This is a genomic window from Sulfuritalea sp. (genome assembly GCF_031426875.1).
GTDB lineage: Bacteria > Pseudomonadota > Gammaproteobacteria > Burkholderiales > Rhodocyclaceae > Sulfuritalea.
Window position 1 is genome coordinate 54,379 of the sequence record NZ_JASJPC010000006.1, and the last position, 14,833, is coordinate 69,211.

The window sequence follows — 14,833 nt, forward strand, 5'->3', positions numbered from 1 at the left end:
CCAAGCTGGCAAATGGGCCCGCCCCTCCCATCCTCCCCGCACGGGGAGGCTACTAATCGGCTCGCTGCGCTCGAACCTGACACAGCGCGCTTAGCGATGTATTTCACGTTAATCCAGACAGCGGAGATATGCGCATGAAATGCCAGACCGTGATCGCCGGCATCGGCGGACAGGGCGTGCTGTTTGCCGCCAAGGTACTCACCGAAACCGCCCGCCGCAGAAAGCTGCAAGTGCTCGGCTCGCAAACCTTCGGCATGGCCCAGCGCGGCGGCTCGGTGATGACCCACCTCAAGATCGGCCCCTTCGAAAGCCCGCTGGTCTGCGAAGGCGACGCCGACCTGCTGCTGGCGCTGGACAGCGTCGAAGCGCACCGCACCCTGCCCTACCTCCACGCCCGGCGCGACGGCCATGCCGCCCTCTGCGTGGTCAACGCCGCAAACGCGCAAGGCTTTCTCGACCCGCGCCTGGCCGGCTTGGTCGCCGAAATGGGCATCATCGTGCACGCCTGCAACGCCGATGCCGTGGCGCTGGAACTCAAGCAGCCACTGGTCGCCAACCTGGTCCTGCTCGGCTACGGTGCCAGCCGCCAGGACTTCCCCTTCGACTACGAAGAACTGTGGGAATCCACCGCCGCCCTCAGCGCAGACGCCCACCGCGCCACCAACCTGGCGGCGCTGGAACGCGGGCGCGCGCTTTGAAGCGGGTGTCGCCGTAACGCTTGCAGAGGAACCGGGCCGCGCCGCATCAACCGGATCGTGCACGGCGAGCGCGCGATCAGCGCCGACACGGCCCTGCGGCTATCCCGTTACTTCGGCCTGACGGACCAGTACTGGCTCAACCTGCAATCGCTATACGACTTGCAGGTGGCGAAAGAGCAATTGCAGGAAACGCTGGACTCCATCGAACCGCTCGCCGCTTGAATTCGGTGTCGGCTTCGGATTAGTTTGCTTGACCTTGCACCTGTCCAGGAAGTTGGCGCTGGCGCGACGGCGTTTCTTGCGCTCAGAACAATCTCATGCTGAATCGTTTAGCGCCAAAAGCTAAATCATCGACCAAGCTTGCGCAGATGATGCGTCACATCTATACTTGTCCAATATATAGCACAAGTGGAGACTCCAATGCGTGTCGTCAATTTTTCGGAAGCCCGCAATAGCCTCAAGCAGCTGATCGATCAAGTCGTGGCCGACGCTGACGTGGCTGTGATCGCCCGGCGAGATGCGCCGGATGCTGTCGTAATGTCGCTCGATACCTACAACAGCATGATGGAGACGGTTCACCTAATGAAAGTTCCCGCCAATGCGGCGCACCTTTCTCGCTCGATTGATCAGTTCCGCAAGGGCAAGGTGAAGGCGCGTGGTCTTGTCGAGGGCTGAGAGGCTGGCATGGACCGCCGCCGCCTGGGAGGATTACGTGTGGTGGCAGGGGCAGGATCGTAAAACCCTTAAACGTATCAACTTGCTGATTGCGGATGCGTTGCGCCACCCTTTCGAGGGTATCGGCAAGCCGGAGCCCCTTCGCGAAAACCTTTCCGGTTTCTGGTCAAGACGCATTGATGACACACATCGACTTGTCTACGGGGTTTCAGAGGACAATCTGGTGATCATTGCCTGTCGTTATCATTATGAATCTTGATCGATTGCTGCATCGATGAGTCGGATCGATAAAGAATCGATAAAACGTCCGCTTAGGATTTGTCTGCGCGACATTGCATCCTTCCAAGAAGTCGGCCCTGGCGCAATGGTGTTTCTTGCGCCCGTAGAACGATCCCATGCCGACCCATTTAGTTTAGCTTGCAGCCTTCTAGAAAGTTGGCGCTGGCGCGACGGCGATTCCTGCGCCCGTAGACCTATCTCCTGCTGACCCGCTTGGTTCTCGCTTGGTTCTCGTTTGGTTCTCAGCCATTCCGTTCGAAAACGAGCGTGCGCAATCGCCACGCGGTGACGAATACCCACAAGGTGAGCACGCCTGAGGCCAGGCGCTCGAAGAGGCCGGTGTGGACGTGCGTCGCTTCGCTCGCCGACATCAGCACCAGGAAGATCAGACCGGTGCAGCCGGATGCGAGCGAGTAAGTGCCGAGCGGCCGCAGTTGTTTGGTGCGGCGAAAGAGGAGTGCACCGAGCAACGCAGCGGCGGCGATGGCGAGGAAGGCGATCGTCGCCGACAGACTGTGCAGGCGCTGGCCGAGGACTTCCGGTGCGGCACAGCCCGGTTCGCAGGGATAGAAACCGGCGCCGATGCGGCCGATGCCGTTCGCCGCGATGAGCGCGGCGACCAGCAGCGTCAGCCGGGGGTGATCGGACACCCTGCCCACCGTGGCGTAAAACGCCGCGGCGAAGCCGATGTGCATGAGCCCGGTCGCGACAAAGCCGGCATAGCGCATGAAGGTCTCGGTGCTGCTGCCGCGCTCCCCGAGTTCGCTGATGTACTGGCCGACATGGTCAAAGCCGGGCCGCAGTTCGCCGCCGATCACGATGGCCGCCAGCCAAAGCAGGGGCGCCACCAGACCGCAGAGGAGGCCGGCACGGATCATTTGCGGCGTGGCGCCAATGGCAGCATCGATCCCGGCGCGGTGTGCCTGGTGCAGTGCCTGCGAAACAGCCGTTCCATTGTGGGGCTGACCGTAGGGCGGGCCGTAGGGCGGACCGTAGGGCGGACCGTAGGGCGGACTTCAGTCCGCCATCCACCTCTTGGCCGGCTGAAGCCGGCCCTACAACGCCATCTACCCCTTGGCCGGCTAAAGCCGGCCCTACAACGCAATCCAAGTTGTGCGCGCCAAGTTGTGCGCGCCAAGTTGCGCAAATATGCCGATCCGGCAATTGGTTGATTCTGATGCGCTGTCGGCGCCGCGTCTTACGCGTCAGTGCGCGGACCTCGGGTGTCCGCGGCGGAGCCTTGGCCGAGGTTCAGTTTCAGGATGGTCGAGACCTCATTTCCATCGCGGTCGCGCGCCTGGACCTGAATCGAGATATTTCCCCGGATGCCGGCCGGAGGCGTGCCGGAAATACTGCCGGATTGCGGATCGAATCTCACCCAGCTCGGCAGGGGCTGTCCATTGGCCTGCCTGGCGGAAAGGCTCACTACTGCATTCGGGTTGGTGTGCGTAAACGTGTCGTCCGGCAGCGTGAAGTTGAAGCTCTGCCCGCCCGAGACCGTTCCGACGACCTCCTGGCGCGCCGTAAGGACTGACCGCCCGCCGCTGTCGGCCGACGGCACGCGAACCGGATAGGCGCCGGACTTGTTCTGGGTGTATTCCACCCTCAGGGAATTGGCGGCGACGGCCCCGGCCGGGGCGACGGCAATGGTGACCGAAGGGACCGGCAATCTACTCGTGGAAGCTAGCGGCGCGGCTACGCTGACTTGTCCACAAACCTCGTTGCCGAGTCTGACGGCGGCGCAGAGGTCTTTCCGGACCTCCTCCGTCTTCGTCACCACCGTTTCGACGGCGGTGGTCGTCGCCGCTGGCGCTTCGGGGACCGGCGCCGGCGCCGGTGGCGGCGCCGCGGCGGTGATGTCCGCCATGACGACCTTGTCGGCGAGGCTGTAGTTCGCGGCGAGCCCGCCGTTGGTCCCGTTGCCGAGCGTGTAGTTCACCGTCACGTTCTTGCCGACGCCGATGACGGCCGTGTCGAAGTTGGCGGTGTTGACCGCCCTGGTGACTGTCTCGATGCCGACGAAGCCGCTCAGTACGCCGGGATCGTTCACGGTCGCGGTGGTCGCGCCGTCGAAGGTCTTGTTGGCGACGACCGGATCGGTGATCGCGAGCGCCAGCTTGGTGATGCTGGCGCCGTTGATGTCTGCCGCCGGCGTCAGAAGATAGTTGCCCGCCTGGGCGCCGCCGAGCCCCAGTCCAACGAAACTGATCGTGGTCGCGACCCCGGCGTCCTTGAAATCGAAGGCGCCGTTGCCGGTGATGCTCACGGTGTCGCCCGTGTAGGGCTTGCCGTCCGCGGTCGTGCCGGCGCCGACGGCCTCCGACGCGAGCAGCGCAGCGCCGGCCGCCGTGGTGTTGCCGTTGTAGACCTTGGTGTTCACGACGCCGGCCGTGTCCGCTGTCAGCGCCTTGGGCGTGATCGTCAGCGTCCCGTCCACGGCGGTGACGCTGAGGAAGCCGTGCTGGTCGGTGTTGCTGGCGAGCGTGATGCCGCTCACCGGGATCGTGTACGCGCCCGCATTGATGCCCGCAGCCCAGGTGCCGCCGGTGAAGTCCGCGGCGCCGGCGGTCTTGCCGCCGGCCGGGGTGGAGAAGGTCGCTGCGTGTGCGCCGCCGAAAACGGCGCCGTCATAGATCTTCGTCTGCGCCGTGGGTATGACGAAGAGCGGCGGCAGCATGCCGCGCAGCAGCGGAGTGCTGTTGTTCTCCCGGATCACCCAGGTGTCGGTGAAATCCCAGTTGGTGAAGTTTGCCTGCACCTTCATGTCTGCGGTGGCGAGGCCGGTGGACGTGCCCGTGCCCGTGGAACTCAGCCCCTGGGTGGATGTCGTGGTGTCCCAGAACGTGTCGGTGAGGAGCGGCGGGCCGGGTTCAAATAGGAAACCCACCAGGCCACCTAAGTTGTTCCCGCCCGCAACGGCGCCCGTGGAATAGCTACTTCCGATGGCGCCCATCGTGAAGCCGACCAGGCCGCCCACGTCGTTGCCGCCGGTGACGGCTCCGGTCGCGTAGGAGTTGGTGATGGGTCCCTGGCTGGAACCCGCCAGCCCGCCGATGCCGCCCTGGGTGAAGTTCATGGCGCCGCCGGCGCCCTGGTCGCCGCTGGTCGCCGTGACCGCGACGCTGCTATAGCTGCCGATGATGTTGCCGTCGTTCCGGCCCACTAGGCCGCCGATGCTGCCGACCTGATCCTCATTGAATGCGCCTGTCACGTCGCTGCCCGTGACCGTGCCGGTGGAGTACGAATTGCTGATGATGCCGTTATTGATGCCTGCCAGCCCGCCGACGTTTTGCGACCCCGCGACGTTCACGTTGGTGACGCCGACGTTGCGAATCTCGCCGTCGGATTGGCCAAACAGGCCGATGCCGGTGGTGGCGTTGTCGGTGTTCGGACGCGTCAGGCCGTCCACCGTGTGCCCGAGGCCGTCGAACTTGCCAGTGAACGCCGCCCCGGAGTCCCCGATCGGCACCCACGGGTTGGTGGTCGCGGTGACGTTCGTCCCGAGCGCGTAGTTGAGAGCCTTGTCGCCTGTTGTGGCGAGTGTATTGAGCTCAGCGTTGGTGCGGACCGTAATGTAGTCGACGACCGCATCGGTCTCCCTTTGGGTCTTGAAGAGGGCGCCGGCGGCCAAGTTGATCGGCGCGCGCACGAAATAGTCGCCGCCGCCATTGGCATTATCGTAGTTGAGGAGCAGCGTGCCGGTGCCGTTGACGTTGATTTCCGAGTTGACGTTGATGTTGCGGTGCGCCTTCATGGTCAGCGTATTGGCCGTGCCCCAGGTCACGCTGGCGTTGACGAAGATGTCGCCGTTGGCGCCGGCGGTGCCGAAGAAGTCCGTGGCGGTGTTGACGCCGGTACCTGTCTGGATGGTGACGCTGTTGGCGCCAAGCGCCGCCCCCAGTGCCACGCCGGTAATGTCGCCGCCGGCGAGGGCGATGGTGAAATCTTCCGGGTCGAGCAGCCACAGGCCGCTGCGCCCGCGCGGCGCGCCGGCGTCGATGCGCGCGCTATCGGCGATGGAGACGCGGTGGCCACTGGTCTCGATGAAGCCGCCGTCGCCGCTTGCGCTGCCTCCGCGCGCGGTGATGCTGCCCGAGACCGTGGTGCGGCTGGCGGGGTTGGCGAGGTCGGCGAGGAGGATCGCGGTGCCGCCCGAAGCGTTTGCCGCGCCATCTGCTGCGATGCTGCCGCTGTGATCGACCGTGCTGCTCGCGAGCAGCCGGATGGTGCCGCCGTCGGTGGAGATGCCGTTCGCTTCCACGGCACCGCTGTTGACCACGCGACCGAGCAGCGTGTGCGCCGATTGCGCGGAAAGGACCACCATGCCCTCTTCGGCGCGGATGAGATGGCGGTTCTCGACCAAGGTATCGATGCTCGCCTTGTCCACCTGCACGTCGACCAGGCGCTGACCGCTGATGCCGAGCGTGACCGCATCGCCCGCGGCGAGCGCCACGGTGCCCATGCGCGCGGCGATCACGCCTTCGTTACGGACTTCGGGGGCGAGCAGGGCCACGTACTGGCCGACGATTTCGCCCTGGTTCACCACCGATCCGGTGGCGCCGTCGCGGGTGAAGCGGTAATTGCGATCGAGGAAGTCCGCGTCGCGAATGGCGAGCGTGGAGGCCACCAGCCCCGCCACGTCGACGCGCGCGCCCGGACCGAACAGCACGCCGCTCGGGTTCACCAGGAACACCTGGCCGTTGGCCGTGAGCTGGCCGTAGATCGCCGACGGGTCGCTGCCGAGCACGCGGTTGAGCGCTATCGAGCTCGCGCTCGGCTGGATGAAGTTCACCGACGCGCTGGCGCCGATATTGAAGGTCTGCCAGTTGAGGATGGCCTGGTCAGTCGCCTGGCGGATCGTCATGGCCGCGCCGGCCTGCTGGATGCTGGCCTGTCCGGCGACGACCTGGCCGCCCGTGGGCAGGGCCGTGGGCGCCGGCGCCGCCGCGAGCGCAAATTGCGCGGCGAACGCCGTTGCAAGGGCCGCCACCATGCGGCTGCGGGCGATGGTCGGGAAGCCGCGCTTCGCGAGAGGGCGCGCAGCGGGAAGGCGCGTGAAGGGATTGGTCCGATCCATGGGAGCGTCCTCCAAAGAGAGGTTTAGAACTGCAGGTTGACGCTGATCCAGCCGCGGCTACCGTTGGTGCCGCCATCGACGTTGCGGTCGTTGGCGTCACGTCCGGGATTACTGCCGATGGGACTAGCGATCACGAATGAAGCGATGCCTTTGGCGGTGAAGCGCCAGTCGATGCCGATGCCGGCGCCCGAGAGTCGGTACTCATTCTGCAAACGCGGGTTTCCGGCGTTCCAGCCCGCCCAGAGGTTGTTGTTGAGCTTCACGCCGCCAGTGTCGACAAAGATGCTGGAGGAAAGCTGCTCATTCGCGCGCCAGTTGAGGTCGAGCGAGAGCAACCAGCCTTCGTCGGCGGCTGCTTCGCCTACCGGATAGGCGCGCACCGCCGAGGGACCGCCGAGCACGAAGCGCTCGGTCGAGTCGAGGTTCTTGCTCGCGCTTTGCCCACGTAGCGCAGCACCGAAGCTCCAGTCGCCGCCCAGCGATTGCAGGCGCCGCAAGCCGTAGTTGAACTTGCTGTAACTACCCTCTACCTGCCGTGTCGCGAGGTCCGCCGCAAGCGCGGCGGCATTGCGCTGCTCGGTCTTGCCCGCGCTGACACTGGCCTCGTACAGGGTCATGCCGCCGCCGAATACCGCGTCGCTGGCGAACCCGGAGAGGCCGATGCCGGCCACGCGGACGCGCCGGTTGCTGGTCTCGCCCGTAACGGTCAGGTCGCGCAGTCGCTTTGCGTCAAGGGATGCACCCAACGACAAGCTGTGTTCGACCTGCCGGAACAGCGGATAGGCGGCGCTCAGGCCCGCCGTCCGCGCCGTGCCGTTGGCCTGCAGCGCCTTGAACTCGGATTGCACGAGATCGTAGTCCAGCGCCGAGGCGTTGCCCCCGAGCCGCAGACCGGAATTCCCGGCGGCGAGGCTGTAGTCGAGGCGGCCGAAGGTCGTGCCGCGCGAGGCGTTGACCAGCACGGATGCCACGTCGAAGAGGCCGGTCGGATTGGCGAGGCTCAAGGATCCGTTCAACTGCTGCGTGCCGCTGGCCTTCGCGCCGCGGTTGTCGGCGCCCAATGCAATGTTCACGAGCGGCTTGTCCTCCACGCTCACCACCACGTCCACCGCGCGCTCGGCGCTGCCAGGCGCGACGCTGGAGCGCGCCGTGACGCCCGGCTGATCGTTGAGGATGTTGAGCGCTTCCTCCAGGTCCGCGATGTTCATCGCCTCGCCTGCGCCGAGGCGCCGCTCGACGAAGCCCTGCACGCGCGCCGCATCCACGCGCGCGGCGTCCTTGCGGTCGATGCGCAGCGAGCCGCGCCGGCCCTCGATGACGCTGATGATGACGATGCCGTCCTTGATCTCCTGCGGCGGCAGGACCACGCGCACGAGGTAGCCTTTCTGGGCATAGTAGGCGATGAGCGTCGGCGCGGCGCGCTGCAGCTGGGCGAGCGTGAGTTCCTGGCCGACGAAATCCTTGAGCTGTTCGGCCAGTTCGGCATCGGGGATCAGCGACGCGCCGACGATGCGAAAGCTCTTGACGACGACCTTCGGACCGCCGTCGGCCGGCGCGGGCGCGACTGCCGGCGCGGCGGGAGCCGGCTTGGGCGCGACCACGGGCGGCGGCTTGGGCTGGTCGCGCAGCAGGCCGCCCGCATCGGGTGGCTGCTGGGCCCGGAGCACACCGCAGCAGAGCGCGAGCAGCGATCCGACCAGCGCAAACGCCAGAGCCCGACCGGACAATCGCGAAGGACTTACGAAATTATTGGGTGTCGCCATAATCCCTCCCCAGAATCTTATGGGTTCAATCCTAAACTATTCACATTTAATATATCACAAAGCGCGCAACGTGTGTTTGGCGTGGGGCGCAAGGCAATTGCATGAAGGAATACGTCGAAGCAACGCATCGGCGGCAACGCGGACAGGCGGCATGCCGCATAATTCCGCATGTCTTCTCCATCGCTCCGCCGAACCTTGACCTCATCGCCCCTGTGGGCCAGCGCCTTCCGGCCCTTCTATTTTCTCGGTGCGCTGTATGCGCCGCTGCTGGTCGCCGCCTGGCTGGGCGCCCTGCTCGGACTCTGGGGCCTGCCCGGCGAGGCGCCGCTCAAGTTGCAGCACGGTCATGAATTCATTTTCGGCTTTGCCGCAGCGATCATCACCGGCATCGTGCTCACCGCACTGCCGAGCTGGGCCGGCACCGAGGAAATCCGCGGTGGCCGGCTGGCGCTGCTGGTCGCCCTGTGGCTGGCCGGGCGCATCGCGTTCTGGGCCGCGCCCTGGCTGCCCGCGCCGCTGCCGGCGCTGATCGACTGCCTGCTCTTCCCTGTGGTCTTCCTGATGCTCGCGCCGCAGTTGCTCGGCGCCAAGAACCGCCTCTACCTGCTGCTGCTGCCTATCGTGGCCGCACTGTTCGCCGCCAATCTGCTCTATTACCGCGGCATGGCGAGCGCGAATCTTGCCCAGGCCTTGCTGGCGCTGCGCCTTGCCATCCACGCCATCATCGTGCTCTATGTGCTGAAGGGCGGCGTGCTAGCGCCGATTTTCACCGGCAACGCGCTGCGCGAAAAAGGCCGCGGCGGACAGGTGCCGTTCGACATGAAGCTGGAAACGGCCTGCCTGGTTGCGGTGCTGCTGCTCGCCGCCTGCGACCTCGGCGCCGCGCCGCGCGCCTGGACCGGCGCCAGCGCGCTGGCCTGCGCGCTGCTGCTGGGCTGGCGCACGGCGCGCTGGCAGGGCTGGCGCGTGGCCGACGTGCCGCTGCTGCTGGTCATGCATCTGGGCTTCGCCTGGCTGGTCATCGCCTTCGCCCTCAAGGCCGCCGCCGACCTGACCGGCATCGTGCCCGAAGCCGCCTGGCTGCATGCCTTCACGGTCGGCAGCCTGGGACTGATGATGCTGGGCCTGATGACCCGCGTCAGCCTGCGCCACACCGGCCGCCCGCTGGTGGTGCCGCGCGCGATGCTGGCGGCCTACGCCCTGGTCTTCGTCGCGGCCCTGCTGCGCCTGGCGGCCGGCGTCCATGGCCTCGGCAATGCCGCGATCGGCGCCTCCGCCCTGCTCTGGGCGGCATCCTTCGCGCTGTATTTCGCGGTTTTCGCCAAGACCCTGGTGACGCCGAGTGCGCCACGCGGCCAGGCGATTGACACTTCCCCTACCAATCCCATCCCCTCCCCGGCCCTCCCCTTGAAGGGGAGGGAGTGAATGCGCCACGAAGCGGATGTACTCGACGATCCCCTCCCCGGCTCTCCCCTTTGCCGGCCCGCGGTCTCGACACACCCGGGATTCCGCTTCGCGGCGGGCGAGCGGATTCCCCGGCAGGCAGGGCCAGGGGAGGGAGTGACACAGGAGCAGCCATGAGCATCAACATCGCCCACTTGCTGGCGCGCGCGGCGCGCATCCATCCGCAGCGGCCGGCGCTGGCCCGCGGCGAACGCATCCTGGCGAACTACGCCGAGCTGGGCGCACGCGTCGCCCGCCTCGCCGGCGGCCTGGCGGCGCGGCTGCAGCCCAACGACCGGGTCGCGCTGGTGATGAAGAACTGCCCCGCCTACCTCGAACTGATGTTCGCCTGCTGGCATGCCGGCCTGGTCGTGGTGCCGATCAACGCCAAGCTGCACCCGAAGGAACTGGAATTCATCCTTGCCGACAGCGGCGCGCGGCTGTGCTTCGCCAGCGGCGACTTGTACTCGGCACTCGTCCCGCTGGCCGGCGGCGCGCTGGAGCAAGTCATCGACGCCGATGGCCCCGGCTACGCCGGACTCTGTGCGGCTGCGCCAATCGCCATCGCGCCGCGCGCGGCCGGCGATGCCGCCTGGCTGTTCTATACCAGCGGCACCACCGGCCGGCCCAAGGGCGTGACGCTGACCATGCGCAACCTGATGGCCGCCCTGCTCAACTACTTTTCCGACGTCGACGCCATCGCGCCGGGCGACGCCATCATCCACGCCGCGCCGATGTCGCATGGCTCGGGCTTCTACATGCTGCCCCACGTCGCCCACGGCGGCCTCAACGTCATTCCCGAATCCGGCGGCTTCGATCCGGCCGAGATCTACGAGCTGCTGCAGGTGCATCGCGGCGTGACGATGTTCGCCGCGCCGACCATGGTCATGCGCCTGGTCGATCATCCCGCCGCGGCCGACAGCTCGGGGCTGAAAACCATCGTCTATGGCGGCGGACCGATGTACGTCGCCGACTGCAAGGCCGCGCTCGCCCGCTTCGGCAACAAGCTGGTGCAGATCTACGGCCAGGGCGAATCGCCGATGACCATCAGTTGCCTCGACCGTGCCCTGCATGCCGACAGCGCGCACCCGCGCTGGGAGCAGCGCCTGGCCTCGGTCGGCCATGCCTTCACCGGCGTCGAAGTTCGGGTCGCGGATGCCGACGACAATCCGCTGCCTGCCGGCGAGATCGGCGAGATCCTGGTGCGCGGGGATACGGTGATGGCCGGCTACTGGAACAATCCGGCCGCCAGCGCCGAGACCCTGCGCCACGGTTGGCTGCACACCGGCGATGTCGGCAGCATGGACGAGGACGGCTTCCTGACACTGAAGGATCGCAGCAAGGACGTGATCATTTCCGGCGGTTCGAACATCTATCCGCGCGAAGTCGAGGAAGTGCTGCTGCGCCATCCGGCGCTCAGTGAAGTCTCGGTGGTCGGCCAGGCCGATGCCGAGTGGGGCGAGATCGTGATCGCCTTCATCGTCGCCCGCGGCGTGGCGCCCGACAGCGCCGAACTCGACGCCCTGTGCCTGGCCAACATCGCCCGCTTCAAGCGGCCCAAGCGCTATGTCGTGGTCGATGCGCTGCCCAAGAACAATACCGGCAAGGTGCTGAAGACGCGGCTGCGCGAACTGCTGGCCTGAACGTCGGCGCCGTGTCGCCAACGCCAACTCTTGCGCGGCGCGGTACGCGGTCAGGCAGGTCTTCGGATGATTGACGCTGCGGTGCGAAACGCATAGATTTCGAAAGCCGTTGCCGGGCCAGCAGCCTGCCGACCGCGGCAAGAAACTTGTGGCTCACCGGCGTAGGCAGAGCGCCGCGATTAGAAATCGAATCGAGGAGAACAACAAATGAAGCTCACAAAGATTTCCCCAGCAGGAATCCTGGTCGCCCTGATCGCAGCGGGCGGCATGATCAGCGATGCCCAGGCGCAACACAAGAACATGAGTTTCTTCCTGACCAGTGCCGGCCCCGGCCGGGGTGCCGACCTCGACGGCCTCGACGGCGCCGACGCGCACTGTGCCGAACTGGCCAAGGCCGCCGGCTCGAAGCGCACCAACTGGCGGGCCTACCTGAGCACCACGGCGCCCGGCGGCGAGGCCGGCGTCAATGCCCGCGACCGCATCGGCAAGGGTCCCTGGCACAACGCCAAGGGCGTGCTGATCGCGCGGAACGTCAAGGACCTGCATTCCGGACGGGACAAGATCAACAAGCAGAACGCCCTGACCGAAAAAGGCGAGCCCATCAGCGGCCGCGGCGATGCGGTGAACATGCACGACGTCCTGACCGGCTCCGACCCCGCCGGCATGTACTCGACGGCGGGCAGCGACACCACCTGCGCCAACTGGACCAGCAGCGAGGCCGGCTCGGCCATCGTCGGCCACCACGACCGCATGGGCCTGAAGGACACGCGCCACATGAAGTCGTGGAACTCCTCGCACGGCACGCGCGGCTGCAGCCAGGAGGCGCTGAAGAGCACCGGCGGCGCCGGCCTGTTCTACTGTTTCGCCGCGAAGTAGCCGCGAAGTAGAGATACGCTGCACCGAAATCGGTGCGATCGACTACACAGGATTGCACGCAATTCTGTGTAGTCAGTAATGCTTATGCCCCAATATGACGAATCTAGCGAACGCAATTTTGCCGCTGCTAGACTTAAAAAATAACGGGGAGGAAAACACCATGGGCATGCTGGACTGGTTCAAGAGCATCATGCAGGGCGAAGACAAATCCGCCGCGGCACGGGCAGCCACGCAGCCTGGAGCGGACGACAAGGGCGCGGAAGTCGCCGGCCTCAATTTCAAGACGGCAGTCGACGCCCACATGAAATGGAAGGTCCGCCTGGAGGCCTACATCAACGGCACCAGCACCGAGCAGCTCAAGGTCGAGGTGGTTGCGCGCGACGACCAATGCCCGCTCGGCAAATGGATCTACGACATGGGCGGCGAGAAATTCGGCTACTCCGAAACCTTCTTCGACATGAAGGCCCACCATGCCCACTTCCATCGCTGCGCCGGGGAGGTGCTGGCGGCGGCCCAGGCCGGCGACACGGCCAGCGCCAGCAAGCTGCTGCAGGGCGGCGATTACATCAAGGCCTCGGAGCGGGTCAAGATGCTGCTGGCGCGCATGTTCATCCTTGCCTCGGACGGCAAGGAGGCGATCGACTCCCACCTCAAATGGAAGGCGCGCCTGCGCGACTACATCAAGGGCGAAAGCCGGGAAAATCTGCGGATCGAAAACGTCTCCCGCGACGACATGTGTCCCCTGGGATATTGGCTCAACGGCATCGGCGGCGAGCGCTTCGGCAGCACACCGGCCTTCTCGGTGCTGAAGTCGCGCCACGCCCATTTCCATCGCTGCGCAGGCGAAGTGCTGAGCATCGCCCAGCAGGGAGAACGCGACAAGGCGCTGCAGATGCTGGAGCACGGCGCCTATCCCGACGCCTCGCAGCAGGTCGCCGCGGCGGTTGTCACACTGTTCGACGGCCAGAAGAAAGCCGCCGCCTGAGATCAAAGGCCGGACCGGCTCAACCGGCCCGGCCCTGCGGCCTTGATCTCCTGCAATACCGTTAGAAACCCGTTTCGGAGCACCTGCCCATGCAGCCCGGTCCCAGGGAGATTGTCACTCCCTTTCGCCCCATCCCGCTCGACGTGCCGGAAGGCATGAAGCCGAACGAGTTCTTCAACAGCGCCGAGAACCTCGCCGATCTGGTGCACAACAATGGCCTGCTGAAGAACCCCGAAGGCCTGCTGCTGTATCGCAAGGCGCTGGGCCACAGCAACGAGTTCGACTGCTCGATCATCTACGACACCTCGCAGGCCATCCTCGATCCCTTGGGCCGCCCGGTGCGCCGCACCCAGGTGCCGGACGCGGTGAAGAACGTCTGGAACCGCATGAACCAGGTCATTGTCGAGTTCATGCTGGAACGCTATCCCGATCCGGCGCGGCATCTGGTGCTGGCGGGCGAAGCCAGCCTCGACGCCACCTGGCCGCTGACCTCGCCCGGCGTGCCGAGCATCCGCATGCTGCACAACCACTTCATCGTCTTCGACCAGCGCCAGCTGCGCGAGGCGCCGCTGGCCGACGCCGACAACCCGAACCTGACCGACGGCGGCCAGCATTCGCTGTTCCAGGCCCATATGCGCGACGTGTACCGCGCCTTCTTTGCCGAACTCGATTTACAGATCCTCAAGCCCTGCACCGAGGAATCCGGCCGCATCGCGCTCACCGGCTATCCGCAAGGCCTGCCGAGTTGGGAAGTCCAGGGCGGCGCGGCGGCGCTGAAGGAAGTGCGCTTCTGGAAGGAATACGACACGCTGCTCAAGGGCTTCATCGACTTCTACCGCACCTTCTTCACCCAGGTGTCCACGCGCAACGCGCCGCTGCCGCGCGACATCTATTTCCCCGAGCGGGTCGAGGCCCGACTGCAGTTCGACAACGACTTCCTCAAGACCGCCAAGATGGTGCGCGAGCGCTGCATCAGGGACGCCCGCTACGCCAACGCGATCCGCTGGCAGCCGGCCTTCAAGCAGCTGATCTACCGCAACGACGAAGGCAAGCTGATCGTCACCATCAGCCAGAACTCGATCGGCAACGCCATCACCGAACTGCTCGGCGTGGTGGTCAAGCGCACGCCCGATGCCGAGGCCTACGCCCGCGCCGAACCGGCGCTGATCGAGAAGCTGCTGGAGGTGCGCCGCCTCCTGGTCGCGGCGGACTTGGGCGAAGGCATCGCGACCCCGCACTGGCCTGCGGCATAAGGGCCGGGCGCGCCGGCGCCGTGTCGCCAGCGCCAACTCTTGGCCCTGCACGCGACCGGGACGTCAATCGCATTGACGCGGGCAACCGCATCTCCTCCCCCTTCAAGGGGGGCGAGGCGGGAATTCGCGACGCATGCGTCG

General features: G+C 66.1%; 11 protein-coding genes and 1 pseudogene. 9 read left to right on the forward strand and 3 right to left on the reverse strand.

The window, feature by feature from the left end; genetic code table 11:
* The first annotated feature begins 134 nt into the window (after positions 1-134).
* The 4 genes and pseudogenes from RMO95_RS02855 (at position 135) to RMO95_RS02870 (ending at position 1,632) form a co-directional block, all read left to right on the forward strand.
* A complete protein-coding gene (locus RMO95_RS02855; protein WP_310449082.1) occupies positions 135-698 on the forward strand; it encodes a 2-oxoacid:acceptor oxidoreductase family protein in 564 nt (187 codons plus the stop codon).
* Positions 699-737: 39 nt separating this feature from the next.
* A pseudogene (locus tag RMO95_RS02860) lies at positions 738-920 on the forward strand (HigA family addiction module antitoxin); the annotation flags it as partial.
* Positions 921-1,118: 198 nt separating this feature from the next.
* On the forward strand, positions 1,119-1,373 hold the full coding sequence (locus tag RMO95_RS02865) for a type II toxin-antitoxin system prevent-host-death family antitoxin (protein ID WP_310449083.1): 255 nt from the start codon (positions 1,119-1,121) through the stop codon (positions 1,371-1,373).
* Complete coding sequence (locus RMO95_RS02870; protein WP_310449084.1) at positions 1,354-1,632, forward strand: Txe/YoeB family addiction module toxin; 279 nt, start codon at positions 1,354-1,356, stop codon at positions 1,630-1,632. Before RMO95_RS02865 ends, RMO95_RS02870 begins: the two co-directional genes overlap by 20 nt.
* A 262-nt stretch (positions 1,633-1,894) precedes the next feature.
* Here RMO95_RS02870 and RMO95_RS02875 read toward each other — a convergent pair whose 3' ends face one another.
* The 3 genes from RMO95_RS02875 to RMO95_RS02885 form a co-directional block, all read right to left on the reverse strand.
* A complete protein-coding gene (locus RMO95_RS02875) occupies positions 1,895-2,530 on the reverse strand; it encodes a DUF998 domain-containing protein (RefSeq protein WP_310449085.1) in 636 nt (211 codons plus the stop codon).
* Between the two features lie 320 nt (positions 2,531-2,850).
* The gene (locus RMO95_RS02880) at positions 2,851-6,729 is read right to left on the reverse strand and encodes a filamentous hemagglutinin N-terminal domain-containing protein (protein WP_310449086.1); all 3,879 of its coding nucleotides are present in this window, start codon (positions 6,727-6,729) and stop codon (positions 2,851-2,853) included.
* Positions 6,730-6,752: 23 nt separating this feature from the next.
* Complete coding sequence (locus RMO95_RS02885) at positions 6,753-8,492, reverse strand: ShlB/FhaC/HecB family hemolysin secretion/activation protein (RefSeq protein WP_310449087.1); 1,740 nt, start codon at positions 8,490-8,492, stop codon at positions 6,753-6,755.
* Between the two features lie 195 nt (positions 8,493-8,687).
* On the opposite strand from RMO95_RS02885, the gene RMO95_RS02890 reads away from it, so the two are divergent.
* The 5 genes from RMO95_RS02890 to RMO95_RS02910 all read left to right on the forward strand — a co-directional run bounded on the left by RMO95_RS02890 (position 8,688) and on the right by RMO95_RS02910 (position 14,692).
* On the forward strand, positions 8,688-9,917 hold the full coding sequence (locus tag RMO95_RS02890) for an NnrS family protein (protein WP_310449088.1): 1,230 nt from the start codon (positions 8,688-8,690) through the stop codon (positions 9,915-9,917).
* 152 nt (positions 9,918-10,069) lie between these two features.
* Entirely contained in the window at positions 10,070-11,578 is a 1,509-nt protein-coding gene (locus tag RMO95_RS02895; protein WP_310449089.1) for a long-chain fatty acid--CoA ligase, read from the forward strand.
* A 207-nt stretch (positions 11,579-11,785) separates the two neighbouring features.
* Entirely contained in the window at positions 11,786-12,454 is a 669-nt protein-coding gene (locus RMO95_RS02900; protein WP_310449090.1) for a hypothetical protein, read from the forward strand.
* A gap of 160 nt (positions 12,455-12,614) precedes the next feature.
* Positions 12,615-13,439, forward strand: a complete 825-nt coding sequence (locus tag RMO95_RS02905) for a CZB domain-containing protein (protein ID WP_310449091.1) — start codon at positions 12,615-12,617, stop codon at positions 13,437-13,439.
* Positions 13,440-13,528: 89 nt separating this feature from the next.
* A complete protein-coding gene (locus tag RMO95_RS02910) occupies positions 13,529-14,692 on the forward strand; it encodes a hypothetical protein (RefSeq protein WP_310449092.1) in 1,164 nt (387 codons plus the stop codon).
* Positions 14,693-14,833 lie beyond the last annotated feature (141 nt).

Excerpts from the sequence above, each read along its gene's own strand:
- RMO95_RS02855 (WP_310449082.1), top strand. The coding sequence starts at position 135 with ATGAAATGCCAGACCGTGATCGCCGGCATCGGCGGACAGGGCGTGCTG.
- RMO95_RS02865 (WP_310449083.1), top strand. The coding sequence starts at position 1,119 with ATGCGTGTCGTCAATTTTTCGGAAGCCCGCAATAGCCTCAAGCAGCTG.
- RMO95_RS02875 (WP_310449085.1), bottom strand. The coding sequence starts at position 2,530 with ATGATCCGTGCCGGCCTCCTCTGCGGTCTGGTGGCGCCCCTGCTTTGG.
- RMO95_RS02880 (WP_310449086.1), bottom strand. The coding sequence starts at position 6,729 with ATGGATCGGACCAATCCCTTCACGCGCCTTCCCGCTGCGCGCCCTCTC.
- RMO95_RS02885 (WP_310449087.1), bottom strand. The coding sequence starts at position 8,492 with ATGGCGACACCCAATAATTTCGTAAGTCCTTCGCGATTGTCCGGTCGG.
- RMO95_RS02895 (WP_310449089.1), top strand. The coding sequence starts at position 10,070 with ATGAGCATCAACATCGCCCACTTGCTGGCGCGCGCGGCGCGCATCCAT.
- RMO95_RS02900 (WP_310449090.1), top strand. The coding sequence starts at position 11,786 with ATGAAGCTCACAAAGATTTCCCCAGCAGGAATCCTGGTCGCCCTGATC.
- RMO95_RS02905 (WP_310449091.1), top strand. The coding sequence starts at position 12,615 with ATGGGCATGCTGGACTGGTTCAAGAGCATCATGCAGGGCGAAGACAAA.
- RMO95_RS02910 (WP_310449092.1), top strand. The coding sequence starts at position 13,529 with ATGCAGCCCGGTCCCAGGGAGATTGTCACTCCCTTTCGCCCCATCCCG.